This window comes from Arthrobacter nitrophenolicus, from assembly GCF_045833485.1.
Classification (GTDB): domain Bacteria; phylum Actinomycetota; class Actinomycetes; order Actinomycetales; family Micrococcaceae; genus Arthrobacter; species Arthrobacter nitrophenolicus.
The window spans coordinates 901,921-921,353 of the sequence record NZ_CP174504.1 but is presented as its reverse complement, the minus strand read 5'-3'; the positions used below and the strand labels follow the sequence as shown (position 1 = coordinate 921,353).

Sequence of the window (19,433 nt, the reverse complement as noted above, 5' to 3'; positions counted from 1 at the left end):
ACCACCGGCTCGGCCCCTACTTCCCCAGCAGCCGCACGTGGTCCGGCGTGAGCTCGGAGATCCGGCTGACACCCAGCAGCGCCATGGTGCGGGCCATGTCCTTCTCGAGGATCTGCAGGGTGCGGTCAACGCCGGCACGGCCGCCGGCCATCAGGCCATAGAGGTAGGCGCGGCCGATCAGGGTGAAGTCGGCGCCCAGAGCCAGGGCGGCGACGATGTCCGCGCCGCTCATGATGCCGGTGTCCAGCATGATGGCCGCGTCCGTGTTGTCAGCCGTGAAGGCCTGCTTGACCTCCGGGAGCAGGTGGAAAGGAATGGGCGCGCGGTCCAGCTGGCGGCCGCCGTGGTTGGACAGGACAATGCCGTCGGCGCCGTGGTCCACCACGCGCCGGGCGTCCTCAACGGTCTGGATGCCCTTGACCACCAGCTTGCCCTTCCAGGTTTCGCGCAGCCAGTCAAGGTCCTCGAACGTCAGGGTGGGGTCGAACATCGAGTTGATCAGGTCGGCCACCGTGCCGGTGTAGCGGGACAGCGAGGCGAAGGTCAGCGGCTCGTGGGTCAGGAAGTTGAACCACCAGGCCGGGCGGTAGGACGCATCCAGGACGGTCTTGAGGGTCAGCGCCGGCGGAATGGTCATGCCGTTGCGGACGTCGCGGAGGCGGGCGCCGGCCACGGCGGTGTCGACCGTGACCATCAGGGTGTCGTTGCCGGCCCTGGCGGCGCGTTCGATCAGTTCCAGGGAGCGGTCACGGTCCGTCCACAGGTACAGCTGGAACCAGTTGCGGCCGTTCGGGGCGGCGGCTGCCACGTCCTCGATGGAGGCCGTGCCCATGGTGGAGAGGGTGTAGGGGATGCCTGCCGCTTCGGCTGCCTGCGAACCGGCGTACTCGCCCTCGGACTGCATCATGCGGGTGAAGCCGGTGGGGGCGATGCCCACGGGCAGCCGCGACGGCTTGCCCAGGATCCCGGTGCTGAGGTCGATGGCGGAAACGTTGCGGAGGATGCCGGGGCGGAACTCGATGTCCAGGAACGCCTGGCGGGCGCGGCGCAGCGTGATTTCTTCTTCGGCCGCGCCGTCCGTGTAGTCGAACGGTGCCTGCGGCGTGCGGCGCTTGGCGATGTCCCGGAGTTCCCAGATGGTGCTGGCGCGCTTGAGCCGGGCTTCCTTGCTGAACTCCGGCTTCTTGAACTGCATGAGGGGCGCGAGGTCCGCGTACTTGGGGATGCGGCGCTTCAGGGCAGCGGGAATGGCGGACGACGGCGCCGGGGAAGTCTGTGCCGGCGCGGCGGGGACGTCCGTGGCATCCGGCGCGGGCGTTGTCTCCGGGTTGTTGGGCTGGATGGTGTGGGTCATGGCGTCCTCCATTGGGCCGGCAGGTCCGGTTCCGGAACCTTCTGTGGTCTAACCACACTGTAGGCCATGTGGTCCAACCACATCAACTACCATGGGTGCATGCGTACCCACCAGCTTGTCCTGTCCTGGATCGAGAATGAGCTCTCCGCGGGCAGGCTGGCCGTCGGCGGCCGGCTGCCGGCCGAGCGCAGCCTTGCCGAACAGCTTCGGGTGTCGCGGACCTCCGTCCGGGAAGCCATCAGGATCCTGGAAGCGTTGGGAGTGGTGCGGGCAGGCGTCGGCTCCGGGCCGGAGGCCGGGACGGTGGTCATTTCCGATCCGACGGCGGCACTCGGCTCCGCACTGCGGCTCCACGTGGCCACCCAGCACCTGCCGGTGGCGGATATCGTGGAGACCCGCGTGCTGCTGGAGTCCTGGGCGGTGGCGAAGGCGCGGCCGGACGCGCCCGAACTGGACGAGGCCGCGGCGCTGCTTGAGGGCATGGCCGCAGAAGACCTTCCGGTGGCGGACTTCCTGGCACTTGACGTGCGTTTCCACCTCGCCCTTGCGGATGCGGCGGGCAACGCGGTGGTCAGCGCCATGATGGGTTCGCTCCGGGAGTCAATCCAGGGGTACGCGGCAGAACTGACGTCCAACCTTCCGGATTGGGCCGCCACGGTGTCCCGGCTTAGGGACGAGCACCACGGCATCCTGGCGGCCATCCGGAACAACGACGGCGCGCTGGCGGCCAAGCTGGTGGCAGCACATATCGAGGGGTACTACAAGGAGGCCGGGCTGCGCCCGTAGGGTCGCTTAGCCGTGGACCGCGCTGCGGGCGGCCTTGGCCGGGCCGGTGCTGGCGCGCACTTCGAGCCGGGGCTGGTACCGGCTGCCAGGGGTGTCGCTCTGCTCCTTGCGGATGAGCGCGCGCAGCTGCTGCCAGGCCTGCTCGCCCAGTTCGGTGATGGGGACCGCGGCGGTGGTGAGGGCCGGCGTCGTGTATTTGGCGAAGGGGATATCGTCGAAGCCGGTGACGGAGATATCGTTCGGAACGTCGAGCCCGCGTTCATGCAGGCCGCTCATCAGGCCCATGGCAACGAGGTCGTTGAAGGCCAGGATTCCGGTGGCGCCGCTGTCCAGGACGGCGTCCACGGCCCCGTGTCCCGTATCGAAGTCCGAGCCGCCCTCGAGCATGATCACTTCCACGTCCGGATGGGCGGCCTTGAAGGACTCCAGGCCCTGGAGCCGCAGGCCGTTCGACGCACTGCGGGGCGGCCCGGCAAGGAACGCCAGGCGGGTGTGTCCCAGTTCCACCAGGTGTTCGGCGATGTCCTGCACCCCCTGGCCGTAGTCGACCACCAGGCTGGGAACCCCGGCCGTTGCGGTGGTGCGGTTGATGAGGACCAGGGGATGCAGCGACGGGGCGATCTCCTCCAGTTCGGCGTCCGTCATACGGGGTGCGCAGAGGACCAGGCCGTCACAACGACGGCGGGCCTCACCGGCCAGGATGGCCTCCTCGCTGGAGACCTCGAAGGAATCGGCGATGAGGACGCGGTATCCGTCCTGGGCGGCGGCCCGGCTGAGTCCGCGCAGGATGGCCTGGAAGGTGGGGTTGGCGAGGTCCGGAACCACGATCCCGATGGTGTCGGTCTTGCCCAGGGCCAGGCTTCGGCCGACCGGGTTGGGCTGGTACTTCAGCTCGGCGGCAGCGGCCCGGACGCGGGCCGCGATGTCCGGATCCACCGTGAAGTTGCCGTTCATGACGCGGGACACCGTGGCATGCGAAACCCCCGCCTTCGCGGCGACATCCGCGATGCCGATCCTGCCGGATGCAGACTTCCTGACCATAGCGACCCTTCCTTAGCGCCACAGGCCTGTTGGCCCTGGGCCGTTCCGCGGCGAATGGCCGCAGTGCCCGGCCGTCTGGTGGCGGTGTCCTGAATGACAGCATATAACGCGGCGGGAAACCGATTTCTATCCTTTTCCCGTGTTTTCCCGCCGATTTTCCCGGCGGTCACGGGCTGCCGCGCGGTACTGCAACAGAAAACGCTTTCTTCCAGCAGCCAGAATGGTTGACGGATACCGGCTGCTGTTGATACAAATCATATAGCGAACCGAGAAAACGCTTTCTCAGGCCGGTGCAGCAGTCCGCCGGCCACCTCCACGGAACGGCCGCCAGAACGGCCGCGTCTTGAGCCTTCGAAAGGGACCCCCATGGTCAACACAGCCGAGTCGAGTTCAGCAGCCACGGTCTCCAGTGCCGGTGCTGCCGCCGGCACCGCCACCTCCGCAGCCGCTGCTCCGGGCAACGGCGGCAGGGCCCGCATCGCCCTGATCGGCACCGGTGGGCGTTCGGAAATGTACATCCGCGCCATCTTTGGCAACTACGCCTCGACGGCGGAGCTGGTGGCATTCTCGGACGTGAACCCCGGCCGCGTGGAGTTCTACCAGAAGCTCATCCAGGAACTGGGCGCGCCGGGTCCGGTCGCATCGTTCGATCCCGCCGACCTCACCGCCTTCATCCAGGCCAACGCCATCGACCGCGTAGTGGTGACAACGCCGGACTACACCCACGCCGACTACATCGTGGAGGCCCTCCGGGCAGGCGCCGACGTCGTCGTCGAAAAGCCCCTCACGATCGACGCCGAGGGCTGCCGCCGCATCACCCAGGCCGTGCAGGAGGCCGGCCGCAACGTGGTGGTCACCTTCAACTACCGCTACTCGCCGCGCAACAGCGCCCTCAAGGAGATCATCCAGAGCGGCGTGATCGGCAAGGTCACCTCCATCGACTTCAGCTGGGTCCTGGACACCGTCCACGGGGCGGACTACTTCCGCCGCTGGCACCGCGAGAAGAAAAACTCCGGCGGCCTGCTGATCCACAAAGCCTCGCACCACTTCGACCTCGTCAACTGGTGGATCGACGACGTTCCCCAGCGGGTCTTCGCCTCGGGCGGCCTGAAGTTCTATGGCGACAAGAACGCGGCGGAGCGCGGCCTGGGCCCCCGCCCGGAACGAGGCACTCCCGCCGCCGACGCACCGGCCGCCGCCGAGAAGGACCCGTTCACGCTTGACCTGCGCGAGGACGAGCGGCTGAAGGCCCTCTTCCTGGACAACGAGCACTACGACGGCTACCGCCGCGACCAGGACGTCTTCACCGGCGGCATCACCATCGAGGACAACCTCGCTCTGGTGGTCGAGTACCAGGGCGGTCCGCGCCTGAGCTACTCGCTGAACGCCCACAGCCCCTGGGAGGGCTACCGGGTGGCAGTCAACGGCACCGAGGGCCGCGCGGAACTGGAAGTGGTGGAACGCGCCGCCGTCACGTCCAGCACGGACAAGAAGACGGTGGTGGATCCCAGCGCGACCCCCATCGAGGAAGACGACGCCATCCGCCGCAACGGTGAACGCCTGGTGGTCCAGCGCCACTGGGAAGCAGCCTACGAGGTGCCGATCGTCAACGGTGAAGGCGGCCACGGCGGCGGCGACGAGCTCCTGCTCTCGGACCTCTTCAACGGCCCGGGCGAGGACCCGCTGGGCCGGCCCTCGGGCTACCTGGACGGTCTGCGCTCCGTGTCGGTGGGCATCGCCGGCAACCGGTCCCTTGAGTCATCCCTGCCCGTACGCATCGAGGACCTGGACCTCGGCGTCGACCTCCGCCGCGGCGCCTAGCCCCTGCCCTGAACGTTAGGAAACAACCATGAGCAGGATCTTTGTGACCGGCGGCTCCGGCCGGCTGGGACGCAGCGTGGTGGCGGGGCTCGCCGAAGCCGGCCACCACGTCATCTCGGTGGACCGCGACGCCGTGCCCGCCGGCCAGCTGCCGGCCGGCGCCGTCCAGGAAACCGCGGACCTCCTGGCACCCGGTGAGGCCCAGCGCCTGCTCCGGGAGACCAAGCCCGACGCCGTCATCCATCTGGCAGCCATCGCCGTACCTTTCAGCGCGCCGGAGGACGTCATTTTCAGCACGAACACCCGGCTCGCCTTCGCCGTCATCAGCGCGGCGACGGAAATCGGGGTGCCGAAGATCGTCACCGCCAGCAGCCCCACCGTCCTGGGCTACGGCTCACCCGCCGGCTGGCTTCCGCCGTCGTTCCCGCTCGACGAACGGACACCGGCGAAACCGTGGAACGCCTACGCGCTGTCCAAGCTGATCGCGGAACAGACGGCGCAGATGTTCGCCGCGGCGCAGGGGGAGAGGATCCGCTACGCGGCCTTCCGTCCCTGCTTCGTGATTTCACCCGAGGAATGGGAGGGAGCGCCCACGCAGCAGGGCCACACGCTGGCTGAACGGCTGGCCGATCCCGCCCTGTCCGCCCCGGCCCTGTTCAACTACGTGGACGCCCGCGACGTGGCGGACTTCCTGGACCTGCTGCTGCAGAAGATGGAGTCCATTCCCAACGGGGAAACCTTCTTCGTGGGGGCCGCGGATGCACTGGCAACGGCGCCCCTGGCGGACCTCATGCCGCGCTTCCTGCCCGGCAGCGAGGCGCTCAGTGCGGGCCTCACCGGAACCAGCCCCGCCTTCTCCATCGCCAAGGCCCAGGCGCTCCTGGGCTGGCAGCCCAAGCGGAGCTGGCGCTCAGAACTCAAGTCCCATCCCACCCTCAACGACGAGACCTCCACGCTGGTGACTGCCGGCACTGGAGCCAAGGAGACATCATGAATTTCGACGGCGTACTCTTCTTCCCCGTCACCCCGTTCACGCCCGAAGGCGCCGTGGACACGGAACTGCTCAAGGAGCACATCAGCTCCCGGCTGCCCTATGGCCCCGGCGGCGTGTTCCCCGCCTGCGGCACCGGGGAGTTCCATGCCCTCAGCATCGACGAGGTCCGCACCGTGGTGGCGGCCGCCGTCGAGGTTGTGGCCGGTCAGGTTCCGGTTGTCGCCGGAGCCGGCGGACCGCTGGGCCACGCCCTCGCCGCCGCCCGCGCGGCCGAGGAAGCCGGGGCCGATGCCCTCCTGGTGCTGCCGCCCTACCTGGTGACCGGTCCTACCGACGGGCTCGTTGCCTACATCGAGGCCGTGGCGGCGGCCAGCAGCCTGCCCGTCATCGTCTACCACCGCGGCAACGCCAAGTTCACCGCCGCCTCCATGGCACGGCTGGCAGCAAACCCCAAGGTCATCGGCTTCAAGGACGGCCTGGGCGACGTTGGCCTGGCGCAGGAGATCGTCTCCGCCGTCAAGGCCGCCGGCCGGGAAGATTTCGCCTTCTTCAACGGCCTGCTCACCGCCGAACTGACCCAGGGCGCCTACCGCGGCCTCGGCATCCCGCTGTACTCCTCCGCTGCCTTCGCCATGGCCCCGGAAATCGCCAAGGCCTACTACGACGCCTATGTTTCCGGGGACGAGGAACGCCGCAACGCCCTGCTCGAAGGTTTCTACGCGCCCCTGGTCCGCCTCCGCGACCAGACCCCTGGCTTCGGCGTGTCACTGATCAAGGCGGGGCTGCGGCTGGGCGGCCTTCCTGTCGGCTCCGTCCGCCCGCCGCTGGTGGACCCCACCGAGGACCAGGAACTGGAGCTCAAGGCCATCCTCGCCAGGGGCTACGAGCTGGCCGGACGCCGATGAGTGCCCCCGCAACCGAGGCCGTCCGTACAATTCCGCGGATCACCGGGCTCAGCAGCAGGCTCCTCACGGTGCCCCTGCGGCGGCACTGGGGTGCCGAGGCGCCCGAAAACCACGTGATCGTCACCGAGATCCAGACGGACGACGGCGGTGCGGGGCATGGTTTTTCCTGGACGCCCACCATTGGGCCGCAGGCGGTCAAGGCGCTGCTGGAGTACGACATCGCCCCGTTCGTCACAGGGCTGCCCGCGCAGCCGGAGGCCGTCTGGGATGCACTCTGGAAGCGCCTGCACGAAGCCGGCGGGGGAGGGCTCACCACCATCGCCATGGCCGGCGCCGACCTGGCCCTGTGGGACCTGCAGGCCCGGCAGGCGGGAACCACCGTCACCGGACTGATCGGCCAGCGGCAGGAATCCGCCGAGGTCTACGGGTCCGGGGTGAACCTGCACTACACGCTCGACGAGCTGGTTGCCCAGGCTGAACGCTGGGTGGCTGCCGGGCACCAGGCAGTCAAGATCAAGGTGGGCAAGCCGGACCTCCGCGAAGACTACGAACGGGTGCAGGCTGTCCGCGCCGTCCTGGGCCCGCACCGCAAACTCATGATCGACGCGAACCAGCGCTGGGACCTGCCCACCACCTTCCGGGCCCTGGATGTCCTGTCCGAATTCGGCCTCGAATGGCTGGAGGAGCCCATTCGCGCCGACGACCTCTGGGCCTACCGCCGGCTCCGGAAGCATTCCCCGGTTCCGATTGCCCTCGGCGAAAACCTGCACACCATCTACCGCTTCCGCGATTTCATAGAGGCGGAGGCGGTGGACATCATCCAGCCCAACATCATCCGGGTCGGCGGGATCACCCCGTTCCGCCGGATTGTTGAACTGGCCCGGACCAACAGCATCCGGGTGATGCCCCACCTGCTTCCGGAGCTCTCCGGGCAGTTGGCGCTCACCCTGGCCGAACCCACCCTGGTGGAGGACGTCGAGGAAGCATCATTCGAGCAACTGGGCATCCTGGACGGGCCCTCGCCGGTGCGCTTCCGCGACAGCCGCGTGGCGCTTTCCGGCCAGCCGGGGCTCGGCTTCCGGTTCCGGGACGGGCTGTAACCATGAACCATACGACGAACAGGTATCCGACGTGACAACTGCAACGCTTTCCCTGTCCGAACTCACCACGGCTGCCACGGCAGCAGCCAAGATCTCCGCCGCGGCCTCCGATGCCGAACGGGCAAGCTGGCTCACCGCCGTCGCTGATGCGCTGGACGCCAACGCCGCCGAACTGGTGGAGATCGCAGACGAGGAGACCAGCCTGGGCAGCACCCGCCTGACCGGCGAGGTCGCCCGGACCACCGGGCAGCTGCGGCTCTTCGCCCGGGTCATCACGGAGGGCTCCTACCTGGAAGCCGTCATCGACCACGCCGACCCGGCTGCCACCCCGCCGAGGCCGGACCTTCGCCGCATCCTGCGTCCCATCGGGCCGGTGGCCGTCTTCTCGGCCTCCAACTTCCCGTTCGCCTTCTCGGTGGCCGGCGGCGACACCGCCTCCGCGCTGGCCGTGGGCTGCTCCGTCATCGTCAAGGCCCACTCGGGCCACCTGCGGCTGTCGGAGCGCACAGCGGAGATCGTGGCCGGGGCGCTGCGTGCCGCGGGTGCGCCCGAAGGCCTGTTCGCGCTGGTCAGCGGCCGGGAAGTGGGCACCGCCCTGGTCCAGGACCCGGCCATCAAGGCGGTGGGCTTCACCGGGTCCATCCCGGGCGGACGCGCCCTCTTCGACCTGGCCACCTCCCGCCCCGACCCGATCCCGTTCTACGGGGAACTGGGGAGCCTCAACCCGGTGGTGATCACCCCGGCAGCACTGGCCGAACGCAGCGGCCGGCTCGCCGCCGGACTGGCCGCCTCCTTCACCCTTGGGGCCGGCCAGTTCTGCACCAAGCCCGGCCTCGTCTTCATCCCGGCGGGTTCAACCTTTGCGCAGGAAGTGGCCGAGGCGAGCAAGGACAAGCCCGCCGCCGGCATGCTGACCAGCAGGATCGCCGAGGCCTACCCCGACGGTCTGCGCAGCTTCGCGTCCGTGCCCGGGGTTGAAGTGGTCAGCGGCAGCGTGGACCAGGACGCCGCCGCCAACGGTGCCGCGCCCGTGGTCTTCTCCACCTCCGCGGCCGCGGTGCTGGAACGGCCCGAACAGCTCCTGGAGGAGTGCTTCGGCCCCACCACCATGCTGATCGAATACACGGACCAGGCCGAGCTGTCCGCGGTGCTGGCCAAGGTGCCCGGCAGCCTCACGGCTACCCTGCATGCCCAGCCGGGCGAGGACATCGACGCGCTGGTGGAGCAGCTCTCCGAACGTGCCGGCAGGGTCCTGTTCGACGGCTGGCCCACCGGCGTAGCAGTGAACTGGGCCCAGCAGCACGGCGGCCCGTACCCGGCCACCACGTCGCTGTTCACCTCGGTAGGTGCGACGGCGGTCCGCCGGTTCCAGCGCCCTGTCGCCTACCAGGATGCTCCGGAATCCGTGCTGCACCCCGCCCTGCACGAGGAGAACCCGCTGCGCATCCCGCGCCGCGTGGACGGGGAGCTGGTGCTTCCGTAAAACGCTCTCTCACCTAATACGGGACGAGCACAAACGCTCCCTCAGTTGTTACCGCGGCTCCGGTAACAACTGAGGGAGCGTTTTTCGCTGGCGACGCGCAAATTTTCCTCCGATGCGGAGATTCCCTGACGCGCCCAAATATGGGGTGCGCCAGAATACGCGCGGGTCGACAGTGGGTTTGCGCGTCGATAGCGGCCGTCAGGCAGAGAAAAACCCCGGAGTCGTTCGGCTCCGGGGTTTCTTGCCTGCCACCTTGTGTCAGAGCTGGAGCGTCACGGGGCGCTGCAGCCCGTTGACCGCCGTCGAAGGCCAGCGGGGGTCGACCGTCAGGACCTGCAGCCCGGATTCGGTGAGCTGCACGGTGTCCTCGATCTTCACCCGGGGACCGGACGGGTTCCAGGTGAAGGTCTGGCCCAGGACCACGGTGTCGGTGGCGGACGACGTGACGCGGGGGTCACGTCCGGCGTACCCGGCCGGTCCGCCCTGGTGGTGCTGTTCCCACTGGTCCATTCCGAAGCCGTGGTGGACGTACGCGGCCTTGATTTCGGTGAAGATCCGGTCCAGCCGCGCGCCGGGGACCGTGGCATCGAAGATGTCCGCCTCCACCGCGGCGATCCGGGCCTCTGCGTCGCGCTCTTCGGCGGTGCCGGCGTCGAACCGCACCCAGCGGGTGATGTTGGCTACCAGCCCGTCGCGGCGGGCGCAGACCACGGCCATGGCGCGCCGGCCGAGGGGGGAGTGCGTGGCCAGCGGGTGGCGGAAATCGCTCCGGGAACTGCCGTTGCACAGCAGGACCAGCGGCTCGGCCCCCGCGGCCACCACACGCTCCGCCAGTTGTGAAACCAGCCCGAATTCGGTGGTGTCCGGCCGGGCTGCGGACAGCACATCGGTCATGATCGCCGCCAGCTCAGCGCTGAGCCGGGCATACCGGGCACTTTCGCCCGGCAGCAGCTTCTGGCGCGCGGCCCGCAGTTCGGCCGCGACCTCAGCCTCGGCCAGTGGCTGCTGCCCGGCTGCTGCGGACGTTCCGACGGCGGCGGCAGCCTCGTGCAGGTTCCCGTACCAGGGGACGGTGTGCAGGGAGACGCCCGCCGGGAGTTCCTCGGCCGCAATGCGCGCGGCCTCGTTGTTGAAGGTCACCAGGTGGTCGCCCGTCCGGTCCACCAGCACCGCGGCGATGGGGTCGCCGGCAAGGCTGATGTGGACGCGGCTGCCGTCCAGGTACCAGGTAAGGGCCGTGTGCGTGGTCAGCAGCAGCGAATCCCGGCCGGCGGCATCCAGGATGTCCAGCACCCGGCGGCGCTTGACCTCCCGGTCTGCGGCGGAGGCGGGCGCAACCCGGGCGTCGCGGGCGCCCGTGAAACCGGCCTGGCCGGTGGCGGATGCCGGGACTGCCGGCGGGGCGGCTGCGGCGGTTGTCTGGGTCATGCGGGGTCCCCCTGGTTGATCAAAGCGTCGATATCGGATGTGGCCAGGATGCCGTCGGCCACAAAGACGGTGATTTTCCGGCGTACCGGTTTGCCGGGTTCAGCGATGACAGGTGCGTCCCAGGCCAGTGACTGGCCCACGCCCGGGTAGCCGTCCACGCGGACGAACCATGGGTCCGTGGCGTCGTGGGGCGCCACGAAAACCAGGGTGGCGTCCTTCCCGCCGTCGAACTTTCCTGCCCAGGCGAGCCAGCGGGTCACGCTGCCATGCACTCCGGCTTCGCCGCTGCCGGCGGGCGTCCATACAGTGGCGTCCCGGCATTCCGGCAGCCGCCAGAAGAAGCCGCCGTAGCCGCCCTCGTGGCGGCCGTTGGATCCGGGGCTGCCCAGGCTGACCGGCTTGCTCCCGGCGGGGGACAGGGCGAACTCAAGGGAAAGGCTCCAGACGGAGGCGCCGACGCCGGCCCAGGTCCACGTGCGGTCCTCGGCCAGGACCGGGGCGCCGTCCGGGCCGTTCCAGCTGAGGCGTTCCCGCAGCCTGCCCGGGCTGCCGGAAACAGCGGCGGTCTCTTCAACCGGCGTTTCGGTGACGGCGATGCTGCCATGGTCCGGCCGCCAGATGTACTGGCCCGTCTCCCGGGTATAGGTGCGGCCGCCCCAGAAGTTGACGCCGTCCACATCCTGCAGCGCCACCCCGACGCCCAGGTGCCACACGTGGTCCTGCGGCTGGTGGTCCGTCACCGCGGTGCCGCCGAGCGTGCGGACCGGGTGTAGGTAGGGGCGGGGGGAGGACACCGCGCGGAGGTGGCTGCCGTCCTGGTAATCCGCCACGGCCGTGCCGTCGACGGTCAGGCTCCGGACCGGCGGAAGCCGGCGGGCCCAGGGGACCCCGAGCTCGGCAAACGTGGCCTGCGCCTTGGATGCACGCTCGATAAGGTCCGCGATGCCGTGCACCACGGGGTGCGCGTCGTCGCCCGCACCCTCCCAGGTGATGTGGTCCGGCCCGATGGCCTGCGGCGCGGGGGAGGTGCGGATGGCTTCCAGGACAGTGGTGAACGCACCGGTATCCTGCACCGAGCAGAGCAGCGGCGCGCCCGTGGACCGGGCCTCGAGGAGGTTTTCCAGCAGGTCCGTGCGGCCGTAGGCCTCCCGGCGCTCGCCGTCGGGGGTGCTGATGACCACCTCGTCCCGCGTGTAGAACAGGGTCACCTCGCCCAGGGTGCCGTGCACGGTCACCGAGGGATCCAGCTGTTCCGGTGCGCAGAGGGTCAGGCCGCAGAGGAGGGTGGCTCCCTGCGCGGTGCGGACGCGGATCACCGAGGTGTCATCGCTCTCGGTGTCGTGGGCCCGGTACAGGTCTGTTTCCACGGCGGCGACATCCGCCATCGTGTGTGCGCCGGCCAGGTGCAGTGCCGTGGCGACGGCATGGGCGAGTGCGTTGGTGGCCACGCCGTCCACCACGTCGGTGCCGTCCAGGCTCCGCTTTCCTGCCCAGCGGGAGCGCCTGAAGTATGCCTTGGTCCGAACCCACTGGCCCTTGGCGCTCAAGCCCAGGACGTCGCCGATGCCACCAGACTCCACCAGGCTGCGGATGGCAGAAAGGGCCTGCGAGCCGAGGCTCTGGAAACCCACCTGGACCAGCCGCCCTGCGGCGTCCGCTGCGGCGACTACCTCCTGGAACTGGGCCAGCGAGGAAACCGGCGGCTTTTCCACGTAGACGTCCATGCCTGCGCCCAAGGCGGCAAGTGCCAGCGGCGCGTGCGTCTGGATGGGGGTGGCAAGGATGACGACGTCGGCAGGCGCGTTGGCAGCGGATTGGGCGGCGAGCAGCCTGTCCAAATCGGGAAAGACGGCTACCGAGTCCTTGAGCCGGCCAGGTGCCGGAGGGTTGGGATCAGCCACCGCCACAAGTTCCAGGACGCCGGCCTCTTCCAGCCGGGCGAGGTTGGCCAGGTGCCGCTCGCCAAAGCCGTGGACGCCCACCAGGGCGATGCGCGGAACGGCAGCCGGAACAGGCGCGGCACCCGGAATGCTGTGGCCGTGTTCGGCAGTGGCGGAGTGTTGAGTCATCAAGGATCCTTGCAGGCTGGGTGTTGAGGGATTAGGCGTATGTCTTGAGGGCGAGAGTCGAGGCCAGGAACTCTGTGGCTTCTTCCTGCATGGCGGCAGAAAACACATGCCCGCCGGGCCAGAAGCTGCCCGTGTATGGGGTTGCGGTGCCCTCGCTTGCAGCGTGCAGCCGCTCCAATATCCGGTGGGCTTCGCGCATTCCCTCTTCGGGGAAGAGTTCGTCGGCCAGGGCGTACTGCACCAGGAACGAGGCGTCCGAGCGGGCTGTGAGTTCGGGCCAGTCGCCAAGCTTCCACAGTCCGGGCGTCTGCAGCAGCCAGGAGTGGGCGTCCAGGTAGGCCGGCAGGAGCGACTCGAACGTCGTCATCATGCAGGTCACCACCGACGCCTTGATTCTGGGGCTGAGTGCGGCGAGGGCCAGGGACCGTCCGCCGCCGCCGGAGAAACCGAGGCAGCCCAACCGATGCGGGTCCACGCCGGGAAGGTCCGCGAGGACGTCCAGCGCAGCGAGGTCATCGTGGGCCACCATGCCAGCCAGGCTGGTACCGAGCAACCCTGCGGTCTTGGCCACCGTTTCCTCGTGGAATCCCGCCGCGGCGTTGTAATCATCCGCTGCCGAAGGCACGACGCCGTCCTGCCGCCGTTGCGCCCGCCACGCCTCGAGCGCGGCGGCGGTCCGCCAGGGCGGGGTGGAGAGGTTAAAGCGGCGGCTGCCCCAGGCGAAGGTGTCGTGCGCCAGGACGGCGAATCCCTTCCGGGCGGTCTCTGTTGCCAGGGCACGGCCGTCATAATGCCCCGCCCGGGCAGCGGCAGCGGACGGGTGGTTGTCCGGCAGTTCGACCAGCCGGTCGGCCCCGCCGAATTTGTTGCCGCCATGGCAATGGAGCGCCAGGACTCCGGGCAGTTCGCTGGGTTCGCCGGCAGGCCTCACCAGCCAGCCCGTGGTTCTCGGCCCGAACCCCAACTGCCAGCTGAGCTGGGAGGTGGTGACGCCGTCGTACGTTTTCTCCCACTCCACCGTCACACGGGGCGTGCCGGACGTGCCTGGAACTCCCAACGCGTCAGCAAGCTCCTGGCGGCCGGGCGTCGCAGCGGCGAAGCGTGGCTGTTCGCGGATGTAGGCAGGCCAGTCCTCGAACCCGCCGATGGCGCTGGGGCGTGCAGCGGTCTCCACTGGCCTGCCTCCTTCCTGATTGTGCCGGTGCTGCCGGGATGGTCAGCCCAGGTTCGAGTTGACCTCGTTGATAACGCCCTTGGCGGCGTCCCGCGCGGAAACCTTCCCGAAAAGGACATCGGTGTTGTAACGGTTCAATACTTCCATGGTGGCGGAGGATCCCGCAGGGAACGGCTTCGGCGGATCGATCTTCATCTCGGCGATCCGGTCCAGGTAGGCGGCTTCCTTCTGCTGGGTTTCCTTCAGCAGGGGCGTGATGCCGGCCTTCAGCTCGGTGTTGGCGGGCATGCCGCGGTCACTCTTGATCTTGCTGGCAGCGTCCATGTTGTTGACCAGGTAGTTGATGAAGAGCGCGGCTTCCTTGGACTGCGGCGACTTCGCGGAGATGGCGTATTCCATGGAAGAGCGGAGCCAGGTGCCGGGAGCCTTGCTTTCGCCGGGAAGCTTCACCATCATCAGCGGAGCGCCGGAGTAGGAGGTCATCTGGTTGCTCCAGGAAATCTTCATGGCCTGCTTGCCCTGGCCCATGAGGGTCATCTCGGGTTGGGCCGAGCCGTCCTCCACCGTCTGCGAAGCCGAGGGCGCTCCGCCGGTGTCCATCAGCTTCTTATTGAGCTCGAACCATTTGGTGAGCGTGTCCTCACTGATGCCCATCTTCTTTCCGTCCTCCGTGTAGAGCTCCTCGCCGTTTTGGCGGGCCCAGACGGCAACGAAGGAGTCGTTGGACATCGGCGTGGTGCCGAACGTGCCGGCGGGAGACTTTGCGGTGATCTCCGCAGCGATGTCGACGTAATCGTCCCAGGTCCAGGTTTCATCATCCGGCAGGGGGACGCCGGCTGCCTCGAAAACAGTGGGGTCCAGCACCATGGACATGGCATTCACGCCCGCGGTGATGGTGTACTGCTTGCCGTCGATTTTGCCCAGGTCCACCGTTCCTTCAGCGAACTTCGACGTGTCGAGCTGGTCCTTTACTGTGTCCAGGTCAAGCAGCACGCCGCGGGAGGCGTACTCGCTCGGGTAGGAACCGCTCATGGCGAAGACGTCAGGAGTGGTTCCCCCGGCAATCTGGGTGGCCATCTTGTCCCAGTAGGAGCTGAACTCGGTGTTCTCGCCCTGGACTTTGATGGTGGGATTGGCGGCCTCGAAGTCCTTGATGACCTCGAGTGTCGTTTTGGCACGGGAGTCGTTGCCCCACCAGGCGAAGCGGATGGTCACCGGGTCCTCTTCGGTGCCCACCTTTCCGGCCTGGGGGCTGCTGCCGCAGCCGGTCAGGGCCAGGGCCAGGCTGGCGGTGGCTGCCGCCACTCCTAGTACTGACCTTTTGCGAACGAACTTCATGGTCCTGCCCCCTTGCTGGTGTTCCATAGCTACTGTTCTAGAGTTGAGTGATGCCGGTTACAGAAAACGCTTTCTCAAAAATTAGCAAAGGGCTATACATCAGTCAAGAAACCGTTTACTTTGGTAGCGAGCCGCTTTTCATCCAGCACCGCGGGCGGCGCTCGGCAAGCGCATTCCGCAGATTCTGCGGATTCGCCCTCACAACCGGCGCCACAGGTGCCCGCAACCATCGCACCGCGATGACAAAAACGTGGAGGCCACGATGACCAAAGGAGACCACATGGCCGCGAAGCACATACCCAGGGCCCTGCGTCCGGCACTTCAGCCGGCCGCAGCCGGCCCGTACCCGACGGGGCACCTGCAGTGAGCGCCATCAGTGAACTGAGTACTCTGTCCCGGCGGAAGGGCAAAGCCACTGCCGAGGAGAAGAAGGCGAACGGCCGCGACAACAAAGCCGCGTACATCTTCCTGCTGCCGTGGCTGGTTGGCCTGGTAGCCATCACCATCGGCCCCATGCTGATGTCCCTCTACCTGTCCTTCACGGACTACAACCTGCTTCAGCCGCCGGAATGGACCGGGCTGGACAACTTCACCCGGATGCTGACCGATGCCCGGCTGCACAACTCGCTCGGTGTGACGTTCACCTACGTCTTTATCGGCGTTCCGCTGCAGCTCGCCGTCGCACTGCTGATCGCCCTGGTCCTGGACAAGGGCCTGCGCGGACTGCCGTTCTACCGCTCGGTGTTCTACCTGCCGTCCCTGCTGGGCGGTTCGGTGGCTGTGGCCATCCTTTGGAAGCAGATCTTCGGCACCACCGGCCTGGTGAACCAGGTCCTGGCGATGTTCGGCATCCAGGGCCCGGGCTGGATCTCGGACCCCAGCACCGCCCTGGGCTCCATCATCCTGCTCCACGTCTGGACGTTCGGCGCCCCCATGATCATCTTCCTGGCAGGCTTGAGGCAGATTCCGCACATGTACTACGAGGCCGCCAGGGTGGACGGGGCCACCACGCTCCAGCAGTTCTGGCGGATCACCATGCCGATGCTGAGCCCCATCATCTTCTTCAACCTGGTTTTGCAGATCATCGGTTCGTTCCAGTCGTTTACGCAGGCGTTCATCGTCTCCGGCGGCAACGGCGGTCCTTCGGACTCCACGATGTTCTTCACGCTGTACCTCTACCAAAAGGGCTTCGGCCAGTTCGATATGGGCTACGCGTCGGCCATGGCATGGTTCCTGCTGGTCATCATCGGTGTTTTCACCGCCATCAACTTCATCGCTTCTAAGTATTGGGTTTTCTATGACGACTAACCTGGAGACGCTGCCCGCCTCGGACAAGAAGTCCGGGAACGCCGGTAAGCCTACGAACCACCGCAAGCCCCGTGAATCCCGCGGGACCCTGGCCTTCAGCCGGGCCCAGCGCGGCAAGTCGCTGATGAAGCACGGCATCCTGATCCTCGCCGGCGGCCTGATGATCTACCCACTCCTCTGGATGGTGGTCTCCTCGCTCCGTCCCAACGAGATGATCTTCCGGGAGCCGGGCCTGTGGCTGAACAGCCTGGAAATGAGCAACTACACGGACGGCTGGTCCGCCCTGACCCACCCGTTCGGGCATTACATGATCAACTCGGCCATCGTGGTGATCGGCTCGATCCTGGGCAACCTGATTTCCTGCTCCATGGCCGCCTACGCCTTTGCCCGGCTGCAGTTCACGGGGAAGAAGCTGTTCTTCGGCATCATGCTGCTGACCATCATGCTTCCCTTCCACGTGGTGATCGTTCCGCAGTACATCCTGTTCTCGCAGATTGGCTGGGTGAACACTTTCTGGCCGCTGCTGGTGCCCAAGCTGCTCGCCACGGACGCGTTCTTCGTCTTCCTGATGGTCCAGTTCATCCGCGGTATTCCCCGCGAACTCGATGAGGCCGCCCGGATCGACGGTGCCGGCCACCCGCGTATCTTCCTGCGGGTCATCCTGCCGCTGATGGTGCCCGCCCTGGCCACCACCACCATCTTCACGTTCATCTGGACCTGGAACGACTTCTTCGGCGCCCTGATCTACCTCACGGACCCGGATATGTTCACGGTGCCGGTGGCCCTGCGTGCGTTCGTGGACTCCCAGTCCGCCACCAGCTGGGGATCGCTGTTCGCCATGTCCATCGTCTCCCTCCTGCCTGTCTTCCTGGTCTTCCTGTTTGGCCAGCGGTTCCTCATCAAGGGCATCGCCACCACCGGCATCAAGTAGGCCCAGCCCTGCCGCAGAACCCCATAACCCGTGGTTCTGCACCCGGCGCCGGCATCACATTTGAACGGCCCGTCCCCGTGGCGGGCCGTTCGGCCGTCCCGGCGGACTTTCGAAAACTCCCCATCCAATGTCTTGTATTACAAGTCGTACACTTGTAGCATTAGATGCAGAAAGCGTTTTCCCGGCGCCGGATGCAGTTCCCTCGTATCCTGCAGAGCGGAACCGATTCCCACACAAATCCCCAGCATCAAGATCAACGAAGATCGGAGTACCAAGTGCCGTTTTTCCCCCGTTCTGCATCTGCTGAGAGGCAGGCAGAAAATTCATCCTCCGGCGCAGCCCGCCGCATCCGCAAGACCGGCGTGGTGGCCGCGGCCGCCGCCGTCGTCATGGCCCTCAGTGCATGTGGCGGCGGAGGAAGTGCGCAAAGTGACGACGGCCCTGTTGAGCTGCGCTTCTCGTGGTGGGGTGGCGACAAGCGCGCCCAGCTGACCCAGGAAGCCATCAAGAAGTTCGAGGCCGAGAACCCGAACATCAAGATCAAGCCGGAGTTCGGCGACTGGAGCGGCTACTGGGACAAGCTGGCTACCCAGGTGGCCGCCAATGACGCCCCGGACATCATCCAGATGGACGAGAAGTACATCACCGAGTACTCAAGCCGCGGCGCCCTCCTGGACCTGTCGAAGTACGACATTGACACCTCCAAGCTAGATGAAGCCGCCCTGAACGCCGGCAAGAGCGAAGACGGACTGACGGGCATTGCCGCCGGCATCAATGCCGCCACCATCCTGGCCAACCCGGCTGTCTTCGAGGCCGCCGGCGTTCCGCTGCCGGATGACTCCACCTGGACCTGGGAGGACTTCGGCCGCATCGCCGCCGAAATCACGGAGAAGTCGCCCAAGGGCACCTACGGTGCTGCAGCCTACGGCACCGACGAGGCCTCGCTGGGTGTCTGGCTCCGCCAGGACGGAAAGTCCCTCTACACATCTGATGGAAAGCTGGGCTTTGAGCCCGCCGATATCGCCGGCTGGTGGGCCAACCTGAAGCAGTTGAGCGAGAACAAGGCGGTGCCGACCGCATCCGAGGTGGTTGAGGCCGAAGCCGCGCCGCTTGACCAGAGCGGACTGGCAACGGGCAAGAACGCCCTGGCCTTCTGGTGGTCCAACCAGGCACCCGCACTGGAGAAGGCTTCCGGTGGCGACCTGAAGATCCTCCGGTTCCCCACCAAGACCGGTGACGCCGCCGATGCCGGGCTCTGGTACAAGGCATCCCAGTTCTGGTCAGCCTCCTCACGCACCAAGCACCCTGAGGAAGTGGCCAAGTTCATCAACTTCCTGGCAAACGATGTCAAGGCCGGCGAAACCCTCCTGGCCGACCGCGGTGTCTACCCGAACTCCGAAGTCCGGGCAGCCATCGAGCCCAAGCTGACCCCCGCCGACGTCAAGGTGGTCAAGTTCATCGACCAGATCAAGGATGAACTTGGCGAGGCTCCGGCACCGCCGCCGAAGGGCGCAGGCTCCATCCAGGAGATCATCAAGCGGTACACCTCGGAAGTCCTCTTCGAACGGCTGTCCCCGCAAGAAGCAGGCAAGAAGGCCCATGACGAAATGAAGTCGGCCATCAGCAGCTAGACCCCACACCGCCAACACGGCTCCGGACAGTTGGGTGGAAGCCTCCTCCGCCCACAGCGTCCGACGGCGG

The 19,433-nt window shown here is 67.3% G+C and carries 15 protein-coding genes; 9 read left to right on the top strand and 6 right to left on the bottom strand.

Annotated elements, in window-relative coordinates:
* Positions 1-16: 16 nt before the first annotated feature.
* Complete coding sequence (locus ACJJV6_RS04335) at positions 17-1,354, bottom strand: alpha-hydroxy acid oxidase (protein ID WP_009358535.1); 1,338 nt, start codon at positions 1,352-1,354, stop codon at positions 17-19.
* 99 nt (positions 1,355-1,453) lie between these two features.
* Between ACJJV6_RS04335 and ACJJV6_RS04330 the strand changes: the two genes are divergently transcribed.
* A complete protein-coding gene (locus ACJJV6_RS04330) occupies positions 1,454-2,140 on the top strand; it encodes a FadR/GntR family transcriptional regulator (RefSeq protein ID WP_035753132.1) in 687 nt (228 codons plus the stop codon).
* A gap of 6 nt (positions 2,141-2,146) precedes the next feature.
* Here the strand turns inward: ACJJV6_RS04330 and ACJJV6_RS04325 are convergent, their stop codons facing one another.
* The gene (locus ACJJV6_RS04325) at positions 2,147-3,181 is read right to left on the bottom strand and encodes a LacI family DNA-binding transcriptional regulator (RefSeq protein ID WP_009358533.1); all 1,035 of its coding nucleotides are present in this window, start codon (positions 3,179-3,181) and stop codon (positions 2,147-2,149) included.
* A 366-nt stretch (positions 3,182-3,547) separates the two neighbouring features.
* Here ACJJV6_RS04325 and ACJJV6_RS04320 point away from each other — a divergent pair, with 366 nt between their 5' ends.
* The 5 genes from ACJJV6_RS04320 to ACJJV6_RS04300 are packed head-to-tail and all read left to right on the top strand — an operon-like array spanning position 3,548 to position 9,484.
* A complete protein-coding gene (locus ACJJV6_RS04320) occupies positions 3,548-5,002 on the top strand; it encodes a Gfo/Idh/MocA family oxidoreductase (protein ID WP_354177113.1) in 1,455 nt (484 codons plus the stop codon).
* A 28-nt stretch (positions 5,003-5,030) separates the two neighbouring features.
* A complete protein-coding gene (locus tag ACJJV6_RS04315; RefSeq protein ID WP_009358532.1) occupies positions 5,031-5,996 on the top strand; it encodes an NAD(P)-dependent oxidoreductase in 966 nt (321 codons plus the stop codon).
* Entirely contained in the window at positions 5,993-6,901 is a 909-nt protein-coding gene (locus ACJJV6_RS04310) for a 5-dehydro-4-deoxyglucarate dehydratase (RefSeq protein WP_407710018.1), read from the top strand. The genes ACJJV6_RS04315 and ACJJV6_RS04310 overlap by 4 nt, the downstream gene beginning before the upstream one ends.
* On the top strand, positions 6,898-8,001 hold the full coding sequence (locus ACJJV6_RS04305; protein WP_407710017.1) for a mandelate racemase/muconate lactonizing enzyme family protein: 1,104 nt from the start codon (positions 6,898-6,900) through the stop codon (positions 7,999-8,001). The genes ACJJV6_RS04310 and ACJJV6_RS04305 overlap by 4 nt, the downstream gene beginning before the upstream one ends.
* A 31-nt stretch (positions 8,002-8,032) precedes the next feature.
* The gene (locus ACJJV6_RS04300; RefSeq protein WP_407710016.1) at positions 8,033-9,484 is read left to right on the top strand and encodes an aldehyde dehydrogenase (NADP(+)); all 1,452 of its coding nucleotides are present in this window, start codon (positions 8,033-8,035) and stop codon (positions 9,482-9,484) included.
* A gap of 258 nt (positions 9,485-9,742) precedes the next feature.
* On the opposite strand, the gene ACJJV6_RS04295 is transcribed toward ACJJV6_RS04300, so the two are convergent.
* From ACJJV6_RS04295 to ACJJV6_RS04280, 4 genes are read right to left on the bottom strand one after another with little or no spacing between them, the layout of a single operon-like run.
* A complete protein-coding gene (locus tag ACJJV6_RS04295; RefSeq protein ID WP_407710015.1) occupies positions 9,743-10,912 on the bottom strand; it encodes a M24 family metallopeptidase in 1,170 nt (389 codons plus the stop codon).
* Positions 10,909-12,981, bottom strand: a complete 2,073-nt coding sequence (locus tag ACJJV6_RS04290; protein WP_407710014.1) for a DUF6807 family protein — start codon at positions 12,979-12,981, stop codon at positions 10,909-10,911. The genes ACJJV6_RS04295 and ACJJV6_RS04290 overlap by 4 nt, the downstream gene beginning before the upstream one ends.
* 31 nt (positions 12,982-13,012) lie before the next feature.
* Positions 13,013-14,155, bottom strand: a complete 1,143-nt coding sequence (locus ACJJV6_RS04285) for an acetylxylan esterase (RefSeq protein ID WP_407710013.1) — start codon at positions 14,153-14,155, stop codon at positions 13,013-13,015.
* A 42-nt stretch (positions 14,156-14,197) separates the two neighbouring features.
* Positions 14,198-15,493: a sugar ABC transporter substrate-binding protein gene (locus tag ACJJV6_RS04280; RefSeq protein WP_035753123.1), complete on the bottom strand. Its 1,296-nt coding sequence runs from the start codon at positions 15,491-15,493 to the stop codon at positions 14,198-14,200.
* Positions 15,494-15,856: 363 nt separating this feature from the next.
* Here ACJJV6_RS04280 and ACJJV6_RS04275 point away from each other — a divergent pair, with 363 nt between their 5' ends.
* The 3 genes from ACJJV6_RS04275 (at position 15,857) to ACJJV6_RS04265 (ending at position 19,363) form a co-directional block, all read left to right on the top strand.
* A complete protein-coding gene (locus ACJJV6_RS04275; RefSeq protein WP_009358526.1) occupies positions 15,857-16,801 on the top strand; it encodes a carbohydrate ABC transporter permease in 945 nt (314 codons plus the stop codon).
* Entirely contained in the window at positions 16,791-17,732 is a 942-nt protein-coding gene (locus ACJJV6_RS04270; RefSeq protein WP_009358525.1) for a carbohydrate ABC transporter permease, read from the top strand. Before ACJJV6_RS04275 ends, ACJJV6_RS04270 begins: the two co-directional genes overlap by 11 nt.
* A 275-nt stretch (positions 17,733-18,007) precedes the next feature.
* On the top strand, positions 18,008-19,363 hold the full coding sequence (locus tag ACJJV6_RS04265; RefSeq protein ID WP_009358524.1) for an ABC transporter substrate-binding protein: 1,356 nt from the start codon (positions 18,008-18,010) through the stop codon (positions 19,361-19,363).
* Positions 19,364-19,433: the final 70 nt, after the last annotated feature.

Excerpts from the sequence above, each read along its gene's own strand:
- ACJJV6_RS04335 (WP_009358535.1), bottom strand. The coding sequence starts at position 1,354 with ATGACCCACACCATCCAGCCCAACAACCCGGAGACAACGCCCGCGCCG.
- ACJJV6_RS04330 (WP_035753132.1), top strand. The coding sequence starts at position 1,454 with ATGCGTACCCACCAGCTTGTCCTGTCCTGGATCGAGAATGAGCTCTCC.
- ACJJV6_RS04325 (WP_009358533.1), bottom strand. The coding sequence starts at position 3,181 with ATGGTCAGGAAGTCTGCATCCGGCAGGATCGGCATCGCGGATGTCGCC.
- ACJJV6_RS04320 (WP_354177113.1), top strand. The coding sequence starts at position 3,548 with ATGGTCAACACAGCCGAGTCGAGTTCAGCAGCCACGGTCTCCAGTGCC.
- ACJJV6_RS04315 (WP_009358532.1), top strand. The coding sequence starts at position 5,031 with ATGAGCAGGATCTTTGTGACCGGCGGCTCCGGCCGGCTGGGACGCAGC.
- ACJJV6_RS04310 (WP_407710018.1), top strand. The coding sequence starts at position 5,993 with ATGAATTTCGACGGCGTACTCTTCTTCCCCGTCACCCCGTTCACGCCC.
- ACJJV6_RS04305 (WP_407710017.1), top strand. The coding sequence starts at position 6,898 with ATGAGTGCCCCCGCAACCGAGGCCGTCCGTACAATTCCGCGGATCACC.
- ACJJV6_RS04295 (WP_407710015.1), bottom strand. The coding sequence starts at position 10,912 with ATGACCCAGACAACCGCCGCAGCCGCCCCGCCGGCAGTCCCGGCATCC.
- ACJJV6_RS04290 (WP_407710014.1), bottom strand. The coding sequence starts at position 12,981 with ATGACTCAACACTCCGCCACTGCCGAACACGGCCACAGCATTCCGGGT.
- ACJJV6_RS04280 (WP_035753123.1), bottom strand. The coding sequence starts at position 15,493 with ATGAAGTTCGTTCGCAAAAGGTCAGTACTAGGAGTGGCGGCAGCCACC.
- ACJJV6_RS04270 (WP_009358525.1), top strand. The coding sequence starts at position 16,791 with ATGACGACTAACCTGGAGACGCTGCCCGCCTCGGACAAGAAGTCCGGG.